Source organism: Roseibium algae (assembly GCF_037783265.1).
In the GTDB taxonomy this organism is placed as follows: domain Bacteria; phylum Pseudomonadota; class Alphaproteobacteria; order Rhizobiales; family Stappiaceae; genus Roseibium; species Roseibium algae.
Genome location: NZ_JBAKIA010000005.1, coordinates 374,992 through 388,965 on the forward strand (window position 1 = coordinate 374,992; position 13,974 = coordinate 388,965).

A 13,974-nucleotide genomic window follows, 5' to 3' on the forward strand; every position below is an offset into this window, starting at 1 on the left:
TCCACGTGTGCAACAATATCTCCCCACTCCGGACATACACCCAGAACAGATCGTATCGTCGCCTCCTCCCAGCGTTCACATAAGCTTCCCTGCGGAATACTTTAGTGCTCGCACTTAGCTTGCCTTGTTTATGGCCTTGATCTAGCCTTCATGAAATTGACAATTTCGGAAAAAAAGATGGACGAAATCGAAGGTAGCATTCTGGCCGGAATTCCGCCGCAAGCGCTGAATTTGTCCCTGACACGCTCAACCATTCGAATGCAGCATTCATCCAGCTGGCACATCGACAAAACCAACAAGGTGGACGATCTGGTCATCTGCCTGGAGGGTGAAGGCCGCTATCTCATCGGCGACAAGGATGTATCCCTGCTGCCGGGAGACGCCATGTTCATCCCAAGCGGCGTCAGGTTTCGCGGCTGGAATCCCTCACCAAGCCCTTACACAGGCATCGCCCAGCACTTCAGCCTGACGATCTTCAATCAGCATGATCTGATGGCCCAAATGGATCTGAACGAAAAGGTCCATCTCTCACGCTGGCCGGTTCTGGAGCCGCTTGTCAGCTACTATCGCAATTCCTCACCAGCAACTTCAACGACACTGACCCAGCATCACCTCTTCATGTTTTTGCTGATTTCCTACATCGACGATGCCTTTGTCGCCTGGCGTCGGCATGATGAGGGCCTGCTGGGCACAAGCGACGCCCTGGCCTTGTCCATCATGTTGGCCGCCACCCAGATCAGCGCGGATCCCCTCAACGCGCATGTTGCAGACACTGTTGTGGAAGCCGCCCCCTATAATCCAGACTACTTTCAGCGTGAATTCCGCAAGCGCATCGGCTGGACACCGCGCAAATTTCAGGAATTCAAGCGCATGGAGCGGGCGATGTCGTTTCTGGAATCAGGCAGAACTGTCAGCGAATCCGCAACAGAGGTCGGCTATCAGGACGTTTATTATTTCTCGCGCATGTTCAAACGACACATAGGCACCAGTCCGCGTGGTTATGTGGAATCCGTCAGACTAAGCCGGGACGGCGCCTTTCCGAGAGGCGAAGAAGACGGTCTGGTGCAATATCCGATTTTGCCCGCCGCAGCGAAAGCCAATCAGGGTTCATCGCCCGATCAGGCAGCAGATGAGAGCTTCGGCAAAAAGGGGCATTCTTCGACAGAGCCATCAGTAATCTGAATCACACTCGACGCCCTCACTTCCACCCAACTGTCCAAGGCGTCATCCAACGGCTCAGACACAACAGATGTGCCGTCTGAGAAGCTGCGGTAATAAAGGCTCGGGGCTCTGTCGTCAGAAGCGTAGCGGCCGGCAAAAAGATGACACCCATCCGACCAACTGGCCGCAAAACGCATATGCGGCCCCTTCCCGTTTGCCAACGAGACCTCCTCGACCTCTTGAACAGCCCGCGCCATGGCCCCCACAGGGTCATGTTCAAGCCCATGTCCAACAGCAATCAGGAACAACGCCTCGCTGTCTGTGCCGCCGGTTCGGTGGCCGTAAAGCCGGTCCGGGATCATCCCGTCCAATTGCTTGCGAATGGCGGAATAGCCGCCAACCTGGCCATTGTGCATGAAACACCAGCGGCCAAACGTAAACGGATGACAATTGTCCTGATTGGTCGCTGTGCCGGTCGATGCGCGAATATGCGCCAGAAACAGGGGCGAGCGCACATGATGGGCAAGCTGCTGTAAATTCGCATCCGCCCAGGCTGGCCGCACATCCTTGTAGACGCAAGGTTCCTCGCGGCTATCATACCAGGCAAGGCCGAAACCATCTGCATTGACCGGTGTCTTGCAGGAAAATGCGTTGCGGCTTTGATGAATAAGCGAATGCTGCGGATCGCGGATCAACTCTTCAATGTATTTCGGAGCTCCGCTCCAGGCTGCCCAACGGCACATCAAGCGACCTCTGCTCGGGCATTGAAGCGGGCAGTCGTCTCATCGCAGTCATAGGCCTCGCACATGGGATAGGGCATGCGGGCAAGCAGATCGACAGCCGCAATGACCGTGTCAGCCTTGTCATCGCTCAAAAGAGCGGACAGGTTCAAACGCGTCCAGCCAGGCTTTTCAAGCTCTTCTCCAGCCAGAATGCTAGACCGCAGCGCATCTGAAACCTGACGGTCATAGCCCAGGAGGCGATGCGCATAAGGCCCCGCGCAGGCACATCCGCCGCGCGCCTGAATGCCGTAAAGATCGGACAGCATACGCGTGACCAACTGCTGGTGCAGATAGCCGCCTTTCAGCCCATCGCGCACTCGGAATGAAAACATCGGCACTACATAGTCTGCTGCCTGATTGCCCAGAACCTCAATATTCGGATTGTCAGCCCAGGCAGACAGGGCCCGCTGACGCAGCTCCAGATGGCGGCGATCCAGAAACTCTTGCCCAAGAGCCTCCTTGACCATGAAGCAGAGAGCGGCCCGGATATCACCGACCACATTCGGGGTTCCAGCCTCTTCCCGCGATGCAAGATCGCTACTGTAGTCATGACCCCAGGGTGAGACGAACCTCACGGTACCACCACCTGGAAACACCGGACCAGACCGGGTCACAGCTGCCTTGCGGACAATCATCACGCCGGACGCGCCCGGCCCGCCGATAAACTTGTGCGGCGAGACGACAACCGCGTCTTTTTCGGCGTCCGTGCCGGCCTTCATGTCAATCGGCAAATAAGGTCCGCTGCCCGCGCAATCCCAGACGCTGAGCGCGCCATGGCGCTTCAGGATCCGGGTGACCGCATCGGTATCCGTGACGATACCCGTCACGTTGGACATCATGGAAAACGCCCCAACTGTCAGACGTCCGGATGCTTTCTCACCCAGCACAAGTTCCAGTTCTACCAGATCCGGCCCGCCGGTCTCCGCCTCGCCAATCTCGATCACTTCCGCACCGCTTTCGCGCCACGGCAAGATGTTGGAGTGATGCTCATACGCCCCAATCAGAACGAGCGGTCTGTCGTCAGAAGATTGAAAGGGTGCAGATGCACCGAGCAAATGGACAAGGCGGTTCAAGCCGGCCGTTGCGCCTGATCCCGCGAACACGGTCGCAAAATCATCATTGGCACCGCAAATCCGAGCGATCTCACTGCGAGCAGCTGCCCGCATACGCGTCATAAAAGACCCGCACCAGGACGCTTCCGTGTGGCTGTTGGCATAATAAGGCAGAATGTCATTCAGAACGAATTCCTCCACCTGCCGCAAAGCACGACCAGAGGCGACATAATCGGCGTAGATCAAGGGTTTCGGCCCAAACGGCCCATCGATCATGGCCTTGTCGCCGATCAAGCCGCCCTGCAGTTTCTCCAGAAGATCAGCGCCTTGAAGCAGCAATCGAAAACCGTCCAAAGCTGATGAATTTGTCTCAACCGGCATTACGTCACCCCAAATCGCCATGTGTTGAGGCAATATTAGAGTAATCACGCCTGTGGCTTCCTCACCTATTTCAATCGCATCAGAGGCCATTTTGTGTCATATGAACGGTTATGACCCATAAATTAGACAAGATTGATCGACAAATCCTAAAATGCCTGCAACAGGACGCCCGGCTGTCTCAACGTGAAATTTCGGAGCGAGTCGGCCTGTCCCAGAATGCTTGTTGGCGTCGACTGAAGGTTTTGGGCGAAAGCGGACTGATCAAGGGCCATACGATCCGGCTCGATCCGGCTGAAATCGGGCTGAACCTGACAGTCTTCGTGATGATCCGCACACGACATCACTCACGAGAATGGCTTGAGCAATTCCGCAAGGAAGTCTCTGACATCCCGAATGTGATCGATTTTTACCGGATCGCCGGCGATTATGATTACATGCTGAAGATCATGGCCGAGGACATGAACGCCTTTGACCAGATCTACCAGCAGATGATCGACAAGATCGATCTGGAAACCGTCACGTCCTACATGACCATGGAAGCCATAGCCGACAGCCGCGACTTTCCGCTTTAGCGTCAAATGCCGCCCTTGCTGGAGCTGTTTGTCAACAAGGGCGGCATTTTGATCTCAATTATGTTCCCGTGATCTAGCGTCGACGTCCGCCGCCCCGATGGCCACCACCTCGATTGCCTCCACCAGACCTTTGCGGCCGAGACTGAGACCGCGTTCTTTGCACATTGCGCTGGCGGTTGACGTTTCGGTTACCGGCTTGACGGGTGCGGGAGTCCCGGTTCAGGTGAGCCGGTGCCTGCGGACGTGTCGCCGGGCGGGTTGCAGGTCGCTGCGCAGGGCGCTTCTTAGCCGCCTGCGTCCTGGCGGGCGTCTTTTGAGCAGGACGTTGGGCCTGTGTCGGACGTTTCCCCGAAGGACGTTTCGCTTCCGGACGGCTCCCTGCAGGACGGTTCGCAACCGCAGCCCCTCCCAAAGCAGCACCGGCCCCACCCAAGGCGGCAGCCGCCCCAAGGTTACCTGCGTTGTCTCGGATCTGATCCCTTGACGGACGGTCGACCCCGGCCCATTTCCCGCCTTCGAACTTCTGCCAGTCATCACCATTGCGCCGATAGACAGACCCATCGCGGCCAGCGAAGACATCGCCGCGACGATCCAGCGACGAAATATTTCCGCCCTGGCCGTCTGCCTTCCAGCGCTTTTGCGCATTGGCACTCAAATCAGCCGTCCGCGCCCATTCAGAGCCACGGGTAACACCGCCCCCTGTCCAGGATCCATATATGTTGCGACCGCCCGCAATGACGGCCTTGTTGCCCGTGCGCGGGTTATAGGCTGCAATGAAACCAGCACTGCCACGCGGCCCACTGACCGCTCCACCCCGGATATAGCCACCAGTGCGTGGGTTATAGACCCCGCCGCCAGCGATGCCCCGGCGTGGGCCATAGGCATAGCCATAGCGACCATAGGTTCCGCGAATGGGGTTGTAGAATGCGCCGATGCCATAGGTGACCGGACGCGGAAAATAGATCGGACGAAGACCTGGACGGTACCAGGGATTATGATACCAGCCAGTGCCGTAGACGAAGACGCCCCAGGACAGGTAACCGGCCAGATACCCCATGGTATAGCCATACCAGACGGCATTGGGTTCACTGTCATAAACCCGCACATAGGTCACGTTATAGACCGGCGAGGAAGGCGGAATCGTGTAAATTTCATCCGGAACAGCAGTCGCCACCTGGAACGGCCCGTCCGGGCTGTCGCCAACGAACCAGACACCATTCTGCAAGACATAATACTGATCGCCGACCTTGATCACCTGATCATTGGTGTTGACCGCATAAGACAGGGACGTGCCGTCGATCGGGGTAAACTCCGGATCGCCTGCATAAGCGACATCGGCACTGACCGACCCCAGTTCAACGCGGGCCGTGCTTGGAATGCTCGCCTTCAGCCGGGCCTGATCCGCTTCCGATGTGCCTGGAACGGACGCACGAACACTATAGTACGGCGCATCCTCGGGAATATTCAGAAAATCTGCTGGAAGGTCAGGTGTGGTGAAGACCCAAGGGCCCTCAAGAGAAGCGGATTTGAACCAGCGACCAGACACCAGAATATACCAGGTCGAAGTCTCTTTCAGATAAAACACATCGCTATCGGTGTTCGAGGCCCATTCAAGCTTCGTTCCGTCCACGGCTTCAAGTTTTGGTTCGCCCTCGAACAAGATCATCTCGGCGGGCTTGTCCGAATAAACCACTTCAGGCGGTCCGGTATCCGGGAACGCCTGGGCTGGAATTCCTTCGCGGGTTTCGCTCCAGTTTTCATCATCCGGCAGGGACTGGATCAGCTTTGGCAGCTCCGTGACCGGCTCCCATTTGCCCGCAGGATCTGAACTGGTCAGCCAGGATTTCTCATCACGCAGATAATAGGTTTCCCCCTCATCAAGCTTGAGAACATCCCAGTTGCTGTTGACCACGAAGCTCAATCCCTGAACGCCCTTGACCGGCGCCAGAATTGGCTCGCCATCGGTCTGAACAAGGATCGAGGGAACAGTCCGCACAAAGATCGTCGGTGCCTCGGCGTTCAATCCCGCGACATCATCCATCCGCTGGTGTTCGGCTAGCCCGGCTGTAATCCGATCTTCTTTCACGGTGATCGAACCCGTCGGCATGATCTTGCCAACCTGCAGGGTCAGATCGGTCAGCGCGGTCCGATCCAGCGCTGAAAAGTCAATTTGCGTGATCTTGATATCCCGTACGATGACATCATTGTCCTTGCCATCAGCAACCGTACTGCCGCTCACGCCAATAACGCCGAACACAGGCTTGGCCTTGTCATCCTTGATGTATTCGGCAGCGACCAGGGCTTTCAAGACCTTGAAATCCTGCCATTCGGAAAATTGCGGCTGATAGAGAACCAGCGTCGCGCCACCATCCGTCTTGAAGCTGCGCGGCCAACCTGTGGCCTTTTCTGCTTCGCTCAGCTCAAGATATTGGCCGCTGACGAAGCCGGTCTGGCCATTGACCACAACCGAACACCAGGCCCCGCTGTCATCACAGTTTTGAAGGTCCAGCTTGGTGCCGCCGGAAAGTGTGCCATTTGAACCATAGTTGGTTCCAGGCCCCTGACGGAAATTCACGTTGGATGTCGTCATCGCTGGCGCTGCCAGGGCAGCTTGGCTGACGAGACAGCCCGACAGGACAATGGCAATCAATCGGCGCATATTTTTCTCCTATTCATTTTTCCGACAGCACATGGCCAGAAAAACTTGAACACGTTACGTCAGCCTAGCAATTCATGCATCGTATTTTTTACGTGTGCCAGAACAAAAGTAGCAAGATCGCCGATTGCTGCTGACTAGCAAAAAACCGTTAAACGCCCCCTGCAGTGCGCTTCTGATCATGGTTTCAGACAGTGGAATTTCAGCAAAACCCGTCCAGTTTCCAACCAAGTCACAAGTCTTCAAGCCCGCCCGCGAGACAACAAACGTTGACCTCGACGCAGGAAAAGGCGACAAATTCAAAAAACTGCATATATGGAGGACGTCATGCCACGCACACCTGCTTTTCCGGTCGCACCTCAAGCAATGACCCGGCGCACGGTGCTCACAGGCAGCGCAGCTCTCGCGCTCTCCATCAGCACCGGAATTGCAACAAGATCCGCCTTGGCCAATCCAATCGCATTGGGGGATGCTGAGGTTCAGATCTTTTCGGACGGCAATTTAAACCTGCCAATGAACTTTGTTCTGCCGGACCAAAGCACAAAAGACATCAAAGCCCTGCTGCAACCCCATGGAATCGCAACCGATACATTGACGCCAGACTGCAATGTCACGCTCTACAGAACCGGCGACAGGCTTGCGCTGTTTGATGTCGGATCCGGTGCCAACTTCCAGCCCAGCGCGGGCGAATTGCTGGCTCAGCTAGAAAACGCCGGTATTGATCCGGCCGATATTACAGATGTCATCTTCACCCACGCCCATCCGGATCACCTGTGGGGTGTCCTTGATGATTTCGACGATCCGCTGTTCTCCGAAGCGCAATATTGGGTACCGCAAGCCGAATGGGAGTATTGGCTGGCAGACGACACGCTGGCCAATACTCCCGAGGAACGAAAAACCTTCGTGGTGGGGGCTCAAAGCCGTTTTGAAACCATTTCCGACCAGGTGGAAATGATCCGCCCGGGCATGGAAGTCATCCCCGGTGTTGAAGCCATAGACACGTCCGGGCACACGCCGGGACACATGTCCTATATGCTGCATAGTGGATCCGAAAACCTGCTCGTGGTCGGCGACGCCATTGCCAACGCCATTATCTCTTTCGAAAAGCCGGACTGGCACTATGGATCGGATCAGGACAGGGAAAAAGGCGCTGCAACGCGCAAGACGCTGCTGGACCGGATCGCGGCTGAGAACACAAGGATCATCGGATACCACCTGCCTGAACCGGGCATGGGCCGCGCTGAACGCAGCGGAACAGCTTATCGCTTTGTGATCGATGCATGAGGGTGAGCTGGTGAGGCTGATAACACCCAGATCTTGCGAAGTGACCCGTCGCCCGACGGCCGCAAGATCTAACGGATTGCGCCCTTGGAGCCCACCTCATTGCGCCGAAAGGCAGCCAGCACAGTTCCTTCCAGAAGATAGGCCAACCCGATTCTCGCACCAAAGGCCATGGACAGCATCACCAAGGGTGCGGAGACAGCAAGAGTCGAAAAACCAGAGATCCCCTGCCCGACCGTGCACCCCATGGCAAACACACCGCCAATACCCATGAAAACAGCGCCCAGAAGATGGCGGGAAAGCTCCTGTGCATCATCACAGGCCTCCCACCGCATGTCCTTGTTCCAACGGGCGCCAGCAATGGCCCCCAGCAATGTCCCAGCCACGAGACCAACACCATAATCCGGCAATGTGCCCGTATAGGTCACTGCCTGCAGGATCGCATCTCCCACCGGCACCACGAAAGATCCGGCCTCGATCTGGACCGGCGCAAAGGCAAATCTGGAAACATAGGTCGTTGCCCACCAGCCGAAGGCGATGGCTGAACCGATGGAGATACCGCTGAAAAACTGACCCTTCTGGTGGCGATAGCCCCTGTCCCGGAAAATCCAATAGAGCAGCGCGCAAAGAACGACAAGAACCACCAAAGCCCGAACATCCACCCCGGCGAGTGCCGAGATCAAGCTTCCGAGCGACCGGTCAGTGGAAAATGATAGTTCGAGCGCGAGATTATCGACGATATGAACTCGTCCCAGCCCGACCAGACCGCGCTGCGCGGCCAGAGCTGAAAGGCCAAGCACAAGCAAGACCACCAAGGCGCGCAAACTGCCCCCGCCAAGCCGGACAACCGCGCCAAAACTGCAAGTACCCACCAGGGCCATGCCAATGCCGAACAGCAGACCGCCCAGGATCGCACCGCTCCAGGCGAAGGGCGAGGAGATGTAAAAAGACTGCTCAATATTCGCAAGCCCAAGCGCTGCCAGCGACTGCGTCACTGCCAAAGCTGTGGCGGCTGCGAGTACCCAGGTTCTCAAACCCGTCGCATCCCCTGCATACCAGTAGCGTTCAAGCGATGACAGCGTGCAGAACCGGTTCACGCGGGCAACAAAGCCAAGCACGACACCCGCTGCAACGCCCAAAAGCGGAAGCAAAACCAGGGGATCCAAAGACCCCGCCAGAAATCCCATTGGCCTCTCCTCCCAAAGCCATTGAGTGGCCACACTGAAGGCGGCCATTAAGTGCAGCGTATCAACCCGGACAACAGGTCGCAATCAAGCATTTCCTGCGATATTTTCTCAAGACCAACAGAATACAGATTAATTACTCTGCAGTAGCTCTAACCTCTTTACAGAACAGGTCATAGAGAGACGAAATGATCGTGCTGACTTCACCGTCTATCAGACTGTAATAAATCATCCGGCCTTCCCGCCGTGACGACACCAGTCCGTCAGACCGCAGCCGGGCCAGCTGCTGCGATACGGCAGCTTGCGGCATGGTCAGGATCTCTTCCAGTTGGGAAACAGATTTCTCGCCTTCTGAAAGAATGCAAAGGATCAGCAGCCGCACTTCATGAGACAAGGCCTTCAGCAGTTCGCTGGCCTTTCGCGCCTGCTCGACCAGAACATCAAAATCCTGCGGATCAGTCTTTGCGTTCAGGATTGGGAGTGTCATTTCCGCACTGCTTTTCTGTATTTCATCTTCACTCTGCAACACTGTACATATTGCATAGCACAAAACCATCACAAGGTTTCGACGTCCAAGGCACTAATTGACAACCTGCGGCAATTTGAAAAGCATGTCGGACAACATTGGCCAGAAGAAATTATCCCCCGGGTAGCCTCGCAAACGCGCCACTTCCTGGCCCTCGTCAATCAGAATGAAAGTTGGCGTCATGCGCTCACGGCGCACATTCTCAAGATCGGACGGCCAAGCCTCAGTGATATCCACCCGCCGCAATGGGGCCTGCCGGCCCTCTTCGGTCTTAGAATAGATCACCCCGATTTCCTCATTCCAGCGCTTGCACCAGACACAGCCGGGCTGTTCAAGCATCAACAACTCTGCAGCTGAGGATGGACCAAAGGAAAAGACCAGGGCCAAACCAGCCAGAAGTCCGACAAAAATTGCTCGCACGTCTCACCTCTTCTAATTCTCTGATTGCAATATATAGCAAGAACTGAATATTTAAATCCCCATACGGGCAACTGGCAGATAGATGGACCTGCGCCAGTTGTCCGGCAAGAGGGGGAGCAAAATGTTCGATATATCCGTTAGCGCGGCTTTTTTGGCCGGACTGCTGTCTTTCGTCTCCCCTTGCGTACTTCCCATAGTTCCGCCTTACCTGTGCTATCTCGCCGGTGTCAGCGTTGCCGAACTGAAGAACGAAGACGGCAATGCCGCAACAAGTCGCCGGATCATCCTGTCTTCCGTCGCATTCGTTCTCGGCTTTTCTGTGGTTTTCGTGGCCTTGGGCGCAACGGCCAGCGTTCTGGGGCAAACAATAGCCCGGTATTTTGATACGCTCTCGATGGTCGCAGGCATCATCATCATCATCATGGGCCTGCATTTTCTAGGACTGTTCCGGATCTCGCTTTTATTCAGAGAGGCGCGCATACATGTTGAGCGCAAGCCCCCAGGACTGCTTGGCGCGTTCCTCATGGGTCTGGCCTTTGCGTTTGGCTGGACACCCTGCGTTGGACCGGTTCTGGCCGCCATTTTGTTCATGGCAGGTTCCACCGGCTCCATGGCAGAAGGCGGACTTCTATTGGCATCCTATGCTCTGGGGATCGGCATTCCCTTTATCTTAGCCGCGGCTTTCGCCAGTCGGTTTCTCGGCTGGGCACAGCGGTTTCGCAAGCACATGGGAACCATTGAAAAAATCATGGGCGGCTTTCTGGTGCTCACAGGCGTGTTGTTCATCACCGGCCAGATGTCCGCCATAGCATTCTGGCTGCTCGAGACTTTTCCTGTATTCAGTCAAATCGGATAAAACCACAACACTGGAGGACATCATGATCAAAGTTCTGACACCCTTTCTCCTGCTGACCCTTTTGGCAACGGGCACTGTGGCCGCCGAAGTCGGAGAAGACGGTTTGCACAAGCAGGACTGGTTCACGATCAGCTTCAGGGATATCGCAGAAGATATTGAAACGGCAGCAGCAGAGGGCAAGCGCCTTGCGATCATCTTCGAGCAGCGCGGCTGCATTTATTGCAAGGCAATGCATGAAAAACTGCTGTCTGATCCGGAAGTCAGCGACTTCATCAAAGACCATTTCATGGTGGTCCAATACAACATGTTCGGCGACGAAGAAGTCATTGATCTGGACGGGGAAACCCTGACTGAAAAGTCAGCAGCCCGCAAATGGGGCTATGTCTTCACGCCGACCATCGTGTTTTTGCCCGAATCCGCACCAGAGGGCAAAACAGTCAATGAAGCCGCCGTTGCAACCATGCCTGGAGCCTTCGGCAAGTGGACATTTTTAAACATGTTCCGCTGGGTTTCAGAAAAAGGCTATGCTGGCGACGAGCATTTCCAGAAGTACCACGCAATAATAATCAATGACTTGCGAGAAAGTGGCCGGTTGGAAACGGAGTGAAATTTTCATAAACCTGCGAAGATGTCGCTTTAAGGTGAAAACACCTATTGGCAACACATGCAGAAAATTATATATATCTAATGAGGAGGAAGTCGGGAATCTAAAACATCCCGGCTTGGGGTTGGATTTTCCAGCCCCTGGAGAGGAGGAAAGCCGACGCGATGACCACGGGCTTTACAATCATATTTGCGGCCGCATCCCTGGCACTTGCCAGCGCAGCCGTCGCTGAAACGGTTGCACCTGAAAATGTCAAAATCAATGACATGGAAGTTGCCACTGCCCTGACCGACAAGGCAGGAGATCCCATCGTTGGACGGGAAACCTTTGCAGACCGGAAAAAAGGCAATTGCCTTGCCTGTCATGCCAACACAGATCTGAAAGAACAATTGTTTCACGGCGAAGTCGGCCCTCCCCTGGATGGTGTCGCCGAGCGTTGGACGCCTGAAGAACTGCGCGCCATTTTGGTGGACAGCAAGCTGGTCTTCGGTGAGCAGACAATCATGCCCGGTTTTTACACCTTGAATGTCGGGATCAATGTTGCAGAAAAGCAAGTTGGAAAGACCATCCTGTCCGCTCAGGACGTTGAGGATGTTGTCGCCTATCTGACCACGCTTTCCCAGTAACCTTTAAAGAGCCAAGGAGATAGGGATGTCCCTTACCAGACGCGAAGCGCTCGGCCTGACGGCAGGCGCGGCTGCCTTCATCACCTTCGGCGGCCAGCTCGCATTCGCTGCAGCAGCTGACACCGAAGAAGCCATCAAGGCATTTGCCGGCGGGTCAATGCCTGGCACAGGCAAGATCACGCTGAATGCCCCGGAAATTGCCGAGAACGGCAACACCGTTCCGGTTTCGATTTCCGTCGAAAGCCCGATGACGACCGACAACTACGTTGAATCGGTCATGATCCTGGCAGAAGGCAATCCGAACCCGACTGTCGCCACCTTCCACTTCACCGCCATGAGCGGCGAAGCAGCGGCCAAGACCCGTATCCGTCTTGCAAAGACCCAGAACGTCATTGCCGTGGCAAAAATGAGCGATGGCTCAACGTTCATGGACACCAAGGAAGTTAAAGTCACCATCGGCGGCTGCGGCGGCTGATCGGGCGGAGGATAGACACATGGCAACTGCGAAACCGCGCGTTAAAGTTCCGAAAAAGGCTTCCAAGGGCGAAGTGATCACACTCAAGACGCTGATCAGTCACCCAATGGAATCCGGCCTGCGCAAGGACAAGAAAACTGGTGAACTGATCCCTCGCAAGATCATCAACAAGTTCACCTGCGAGTTCAACGGACAGGTTGTTTTTTCCTGTGACATGGACCCGGCCGTCTCGGCGAACCCCTACGTGGAGTTCACAGCCAAGATGAATGAAAGCGGCACGTTCAAATTCAGCTGGGTCGACGACGACGGCACCGTCTACACCCAGGAAAAGAAGATCACGGTCGAATAGCGGATGCCGGATAATTCCGCACTCACGCAAATCGGGAGGAGACGATTTGACCAATTTTAATAAGATGGGCGCACTGCTGGGGGGCCTGCTTGTCGCAGGTGTCAGCTGCGCAGCATTCGCCGGAGGGCCGGTGGACGAAGAACTGGTGATTGACGGCGAACTGAAAATCACCACCCGGACAGCCGCACCGGAAGGCCACCCGCTCGACGAGGTGATCTCCGGCTGGCACTATCGCACCAAGGAAACTCGTGAGCTTGAAGCAGACAGCTTTGAGAACCCGGGCATGTTGTATGTCGAACGGGGCGAAGAAATCTGGAACACTGTGGATGGGAGTTCGGGCAAGTCCTGTGCGTCCTGCCATGGTGACGGACAGGATTTCCTCAAGGGCATTGGCGCCAACTATCCAAAGTGGAATGCAGCAGCAAACAAGCCTTTCAACCTGGAACTTCAGATCAATGCCTGCCGCGAAGAGCATATGGGGGCCAAGGCTTACAAGTTCGATGCTGCAGACCAGAAAGCACTCGTCACTTTCATCAAGCATCAATCCATAGGCATGCCGGTCGGCATCGACCTCAGCCAGGGCGAAATGCAGACCTGGTGGGATAAGGGCAAAGAGACTTACTACTCGCGCACCGGTCAGCTGAACCTGTCCTGCGCCACCTGTCATGAGGATTACAACGGCAATTATATCCGCGCCGATCACCTCAGCCAGGGCAATGTTAACGGCTTCCCGACCTACCGTCTGAAGCAGAGCGCCATGGTGTCCCTGCACAACCGGTTCCGCGGCTGTATTCGCGATACGCGCGCCGAGTTCCCGGCAGCCTTCTCGGACGAGCTGATGGCTTTGGAAGTCTATGTCACATGGCGCGGCACCGGCCTTTCCGTCGAAACCCCGGCGGTTCGCCAGTAACGATCAAGCGGTCAGGCTCCTGACCGAAAGAACACCAGATGCGGCGGTTCGCTGCCGCATCTTTGAACGGGACCGCAAGACTGAAACGCGGGCCGGAAAAGAGCTTTAATATCATCGGTAGGCAGCCCTCCGATGCACG

15 protein-coding genes are annotated in these 13,974 nt (G+C 55.8%); 9 read left to right on the forward strand and 6 right to left on the reverse strand.

Features of this window, described 5'->3' with window-relative positions; genetic code table 11:
* Nucleotides 1-177: 177 nt before the first annotated feature.
* Complete coding sequence (locus tag V6575_RS10725) at nucleotides 178-1,182, forward strand: helix-turn-helix domain-containing protein (RefSeq protein WP_340274307.1); 1,005 nt, start codon at nucleotides 178-180, stop codon at nucleotides 1,180-1,182.
* Here the strand turns inward: V6575_RS10725 and V6575_RS10730 are convergent.
* Nucleotides 1,119-1,904, reverse strand: a complete 786-nt coding sequence (locus V6575_RS10730) for a class II glutamine amidotransferase (protein ID WP_340274308.1) — start codon at nucleotides 1,902-1,904, stop codon at nucleotides 1,119-1,121. The two genes, V6575_RS10725 and V6575_RS10730, sit on opposite strands and share 64 nt — an antisense overlap.
* On the reverse strand, nucleotides 1,904-3,376 hold the full coding sequence (locus tag V6575_RS10735) for an aminotransferase class V-fold PLP-dependent enzyme (RefSeq protein ID WP_340274309.1): 1,473 nt from the start codon (nucleotides 3,374-3,376) through the stop codon (nucleotides 1,904-1,906). Before V6575_RS10735 ends, V6575_RS10730 begins: the two co-directional genes overlap by 1 nt.
* A gap of 110 nt (nucleotides 3,377-3,486) precedes the next feature.
* Between V6575_RS10735 and V6575_RS10740 the strand changes: the two genes are divergently transcribed.
* Nucleotides 3,487-3,948, forward strand: a complete 462-nt coding sequence (locus V6575_RS10740) for an Lrp/AsnC family transcriptional regulator (protein ID WP_340274310.1) — start codon at nucleotides 3,487-3,489, stop codon at nucleotides 3,946-3,948.
* A gap of 73 nt (nucleotides 3,949-4,021) precedes the next feature.
* Here V6575_RS10740 and V6575_RS10745 read toward each other — a convergent pair whose 3' ends face one another.
* A complete protein-coding gene (locus tag V6575_RS10745) occupies nucleotides 4,022-6,607 on the reverse strand; it encodes an SH3 domain-containing protein (protein WP_340274311.1) in 2,586 nt (861 codons plus the stop codon).
* 324 nt (nucleotides 6,608-6,931) lie between these two features.
* Between V6575_RS10745 and V6575_RS10750 the strand changes: the two genes are divergently transcribed.
* On the forward strand, nucleotides 6,932-7,888 hold the full coding sequence (locus V6575_RS10750; RefSeq protein WP_340274312.1) for an MBL fold metallo-hydrolase: 957 nt from the start codon (nucleotides 6,932-6,934) through the stop codon (nucleotides 7,886-7,888).
* Between the two features lie 68 nt (nucleotides 7,889-7,956).
* Here the strand turns inward: V6575_RS10750 and V6575_RS10755 are convergent, their stop codons facing one another.
* The 3 genes from V6575_RS10755 to V6575_RS10765 all read right to left on the reverse strand — a co-directional run bounded on the left by V6575_RS10755 (nucleotide 7,957) and on the right by V6575_RS10765 (nucleotide 10,015).
* The gene (locus tag V6575_RS10755; RefSeq protein WP_340274313.1) at nucleotides 7,957-9,072 is read right to left on the reverse strand and encodes a YeeE/YedE family protein; all 1,116 of its coding nucleotides are present in this window, start codon (nucleotides 9,070-9,072) and stop codon (nucleotides 7,957-7,959) included.
* A 133-nt stretch (nucleotides 9,073-9,205) separates the two neighbouring features.
* Nucleotides 9,206-9,556, reverse strand: coding sequence for an ArsR/SmtB family transcription factor (locus tag V6575_RS10760; RefSeq protein ID WP_340274314.1), 351 nt, complete (start codon nucleotides 9,554-9,556; stop codon nucleotides 9,206-9,208).
* A gap of 93 nt (nucleotides 9,557-9,649) precedes the next feature.
* Nucleotides 9,650-10,015, reverse strand: a complete 366-nt coding sequence (locus V6575_RS10765; RefSeq protein WP_340274315.1) for a transcriptional regulator — start codon at nucleotides 10,013-10,015, stop codon at nucleotides 9,650-9,652.
* A 121-nt stretch (nucleotides 10,016-10,136) separates the two neighbouring features.
* Between V6575_RS10765 and V6575_RS10770 the strand changes: the two genes are divergently transcribed.
* The 6 genes from V6575_RS10770 (at nucleotide 10,137) to soxA (ending at nucleotide 13,835) form a co-directional block, all read left to right on the forward strand.
* The gene (locus V6575_RS10770; RefSeq protein WP_340274316.1) at nucleotides 10,137-10,871 is read left to right on the forward strand and encodes a cytochrome c biogenesis CcdA family protein; all 735 of its coding nucleotides are present in this window, start codon (nucleotides 10,137-10,139) and stop codon (nucleotides 10,869-10,871) included.
* A gap of 22 nt (nucleotides 10,872-10,893) precedes the next feature.
* Nucleotides 10,894-11,478 carry a SoxW family protein gene (locus tag V6575_RS10775; protein WP_340274317.1) on the forward strand — a complete coding sequence of 195 codons (585 nt, stop codon included), beginning with the start codon at nucleotides 10,894-10,896 and terminating at the stop codon, nucleotides 11,476-11,478.
* 161 nt (nucleotides 11,479-11,639) lie between these two features.
* Nucleotides 11,640-12,101, forward strand: coding sequence for a sulfur oxidation c-type cytochrome SoxX (gene soxX, locus V6575_RS10780; RefSeq protein WP_340274318.1), 462 nt, complete (start codon nucleotides 11,640-11,642; stop codon nucleotides 12,099-12,101).
* A gap of 25 nt (nucleotides 12,102-12,126) precedes the next feature.
* Nucleotides 12,127-12,576 carry a thiosulfate oxidation carrier protein SoxY gene (gene soxY, locus V6575_RS10785; protein ID WP_340274319.1) on the forward strand — a complete coding sequence of 150 codons (450 nt, stop codon included), beginning with the start codon at nucleotides 12,127-12,129 and terminating at the stop codon, nucleotides 12,574-12,576.
* Nucleotides 12,577-12,595: 19 nt separating this feature from the next.
* The gene (gene soxZ, locus V6575_RS10790; protein WP_340274320.1) at nucleotides 12,596-12,925 is read left to right on the forward strand and encodes a thiosulfate oxidation carrier complex protein SoxZ; all 330 of its coding nucleotides are present in this window, start codon (nucleotides 12,596-12,598) and stop codon (nucleotides 12,923-12,925) included.
* Nucleotides 12,926-12,989: 64 nt separating this feature from the next.
* Nucleotides 12,990-13,835 carry a sulfur oxidation c-type cytochrome SoxA gene (gene soxA / locus V6575_RS10795; RefSeq protein WP_340274367.1) on the forward strand — a complete coding sequence of 282 codons (846 nt, stop codon included), beginning with the start codon at nucleotides 12,990-12,992 and terminating at the stop codon, nucleotides 13,833-13,835.
* Nucleotides 13,836-13,974 lie beyond the last annotated feature (139 nt).

Coding starts and splice junctions, on each gene's coding strand:
- V6575_RS10725 (WP_340274307.1), top strand. CDS start 178: ATGGACGAAATCGAAGGTAGCATTCTGGCCGGAATTCCGCCGCAAGCG.
- V6575_RS10730 (WP_340274308.1), bottom strand. CDS start 1,904: ATGTGCCGTTGGGCAGCCTGGAGCGGAGCTCCGAAATACATTGAAGAG.
- V6575_RS10735 (WP_340274309.1), bottom strand. CDS start 3,376: ATGCCGGTTGAGACAAATTCATCAGCTTTGGACGGTTTTCGATTGCTG.
- V6575_RS10740 (WP_340274310.1), top strand. CDS start 3,487: ATGACCCATAAATTAGACAAGATTGATCGACAAATCCTAAAATGCCTG.
- V6575_RS10745 (WP_340274311.1), bottom strand. CDS start 6,607: ATGCGCCGATTGATTGCCATTGTCCTGTCGGGCTGTCTCGTCAGCCAA.
- V6575_RS10750 (WP_340274312.1), top strand. CDS start 6,932: ATGCCACGCACACCTGCTTTTCCGGTCGCACCTCAAGCAATGACCCGG.
- V6575_RS10755 (WP_340274313.1), bottom strand. CDS start 9,072: ATGGGATTTCTGGCGGGGTCTTTGGATCCCCTGGTTTTGCTTCCGCTT.
- V6575_RS10760 (WP_340274314.1), bottom strand. CDS start 9,556: ATGACACTCCCAATCCTGAACGCAAAGACTGATCCGCAGGATTTTGAT.
- V6575_RS10770 (WP_340274316.1), top strand. CDS start 10,137: ATGTTCGATATATCCGTTAGCGCGGCTTTTTTGGCCGGACTGCTGTCT.
- V6575_RS10775 (WP_340274317.1), top strand. CDS start 10,894: ATGATCAAAGTTCTGACACCCTTTCTCCTGCTGACCCTTTTGGCAACG.
- soxX (WP_340274318.1), top strand. CDS start 11,640: ATGACCACGGGCTTTACAATCATATTTGCGGCCGCATCCCTGGCACTT.
- soxY (WP_340274319.1), top strand. CDS start 12,127: ATGTCCCTTACCAGACGCGAAGCGCTCGGCCTGACGGCAGGCGCGGCT.
- soxZ (WP_340274320.1), top strand. CDS start 12,596: ATGGCAACTGCGAAACCGCGCGTTAAAGTTCCGAAAAAGGCTTCCAAG.
- soxA (WP_340274367.1), top strand. CDS start 12,990: ATGGGCGCACTGCTGGGGGGCCTGCTTGTCGCAGGTGTCAGCTGCGCA.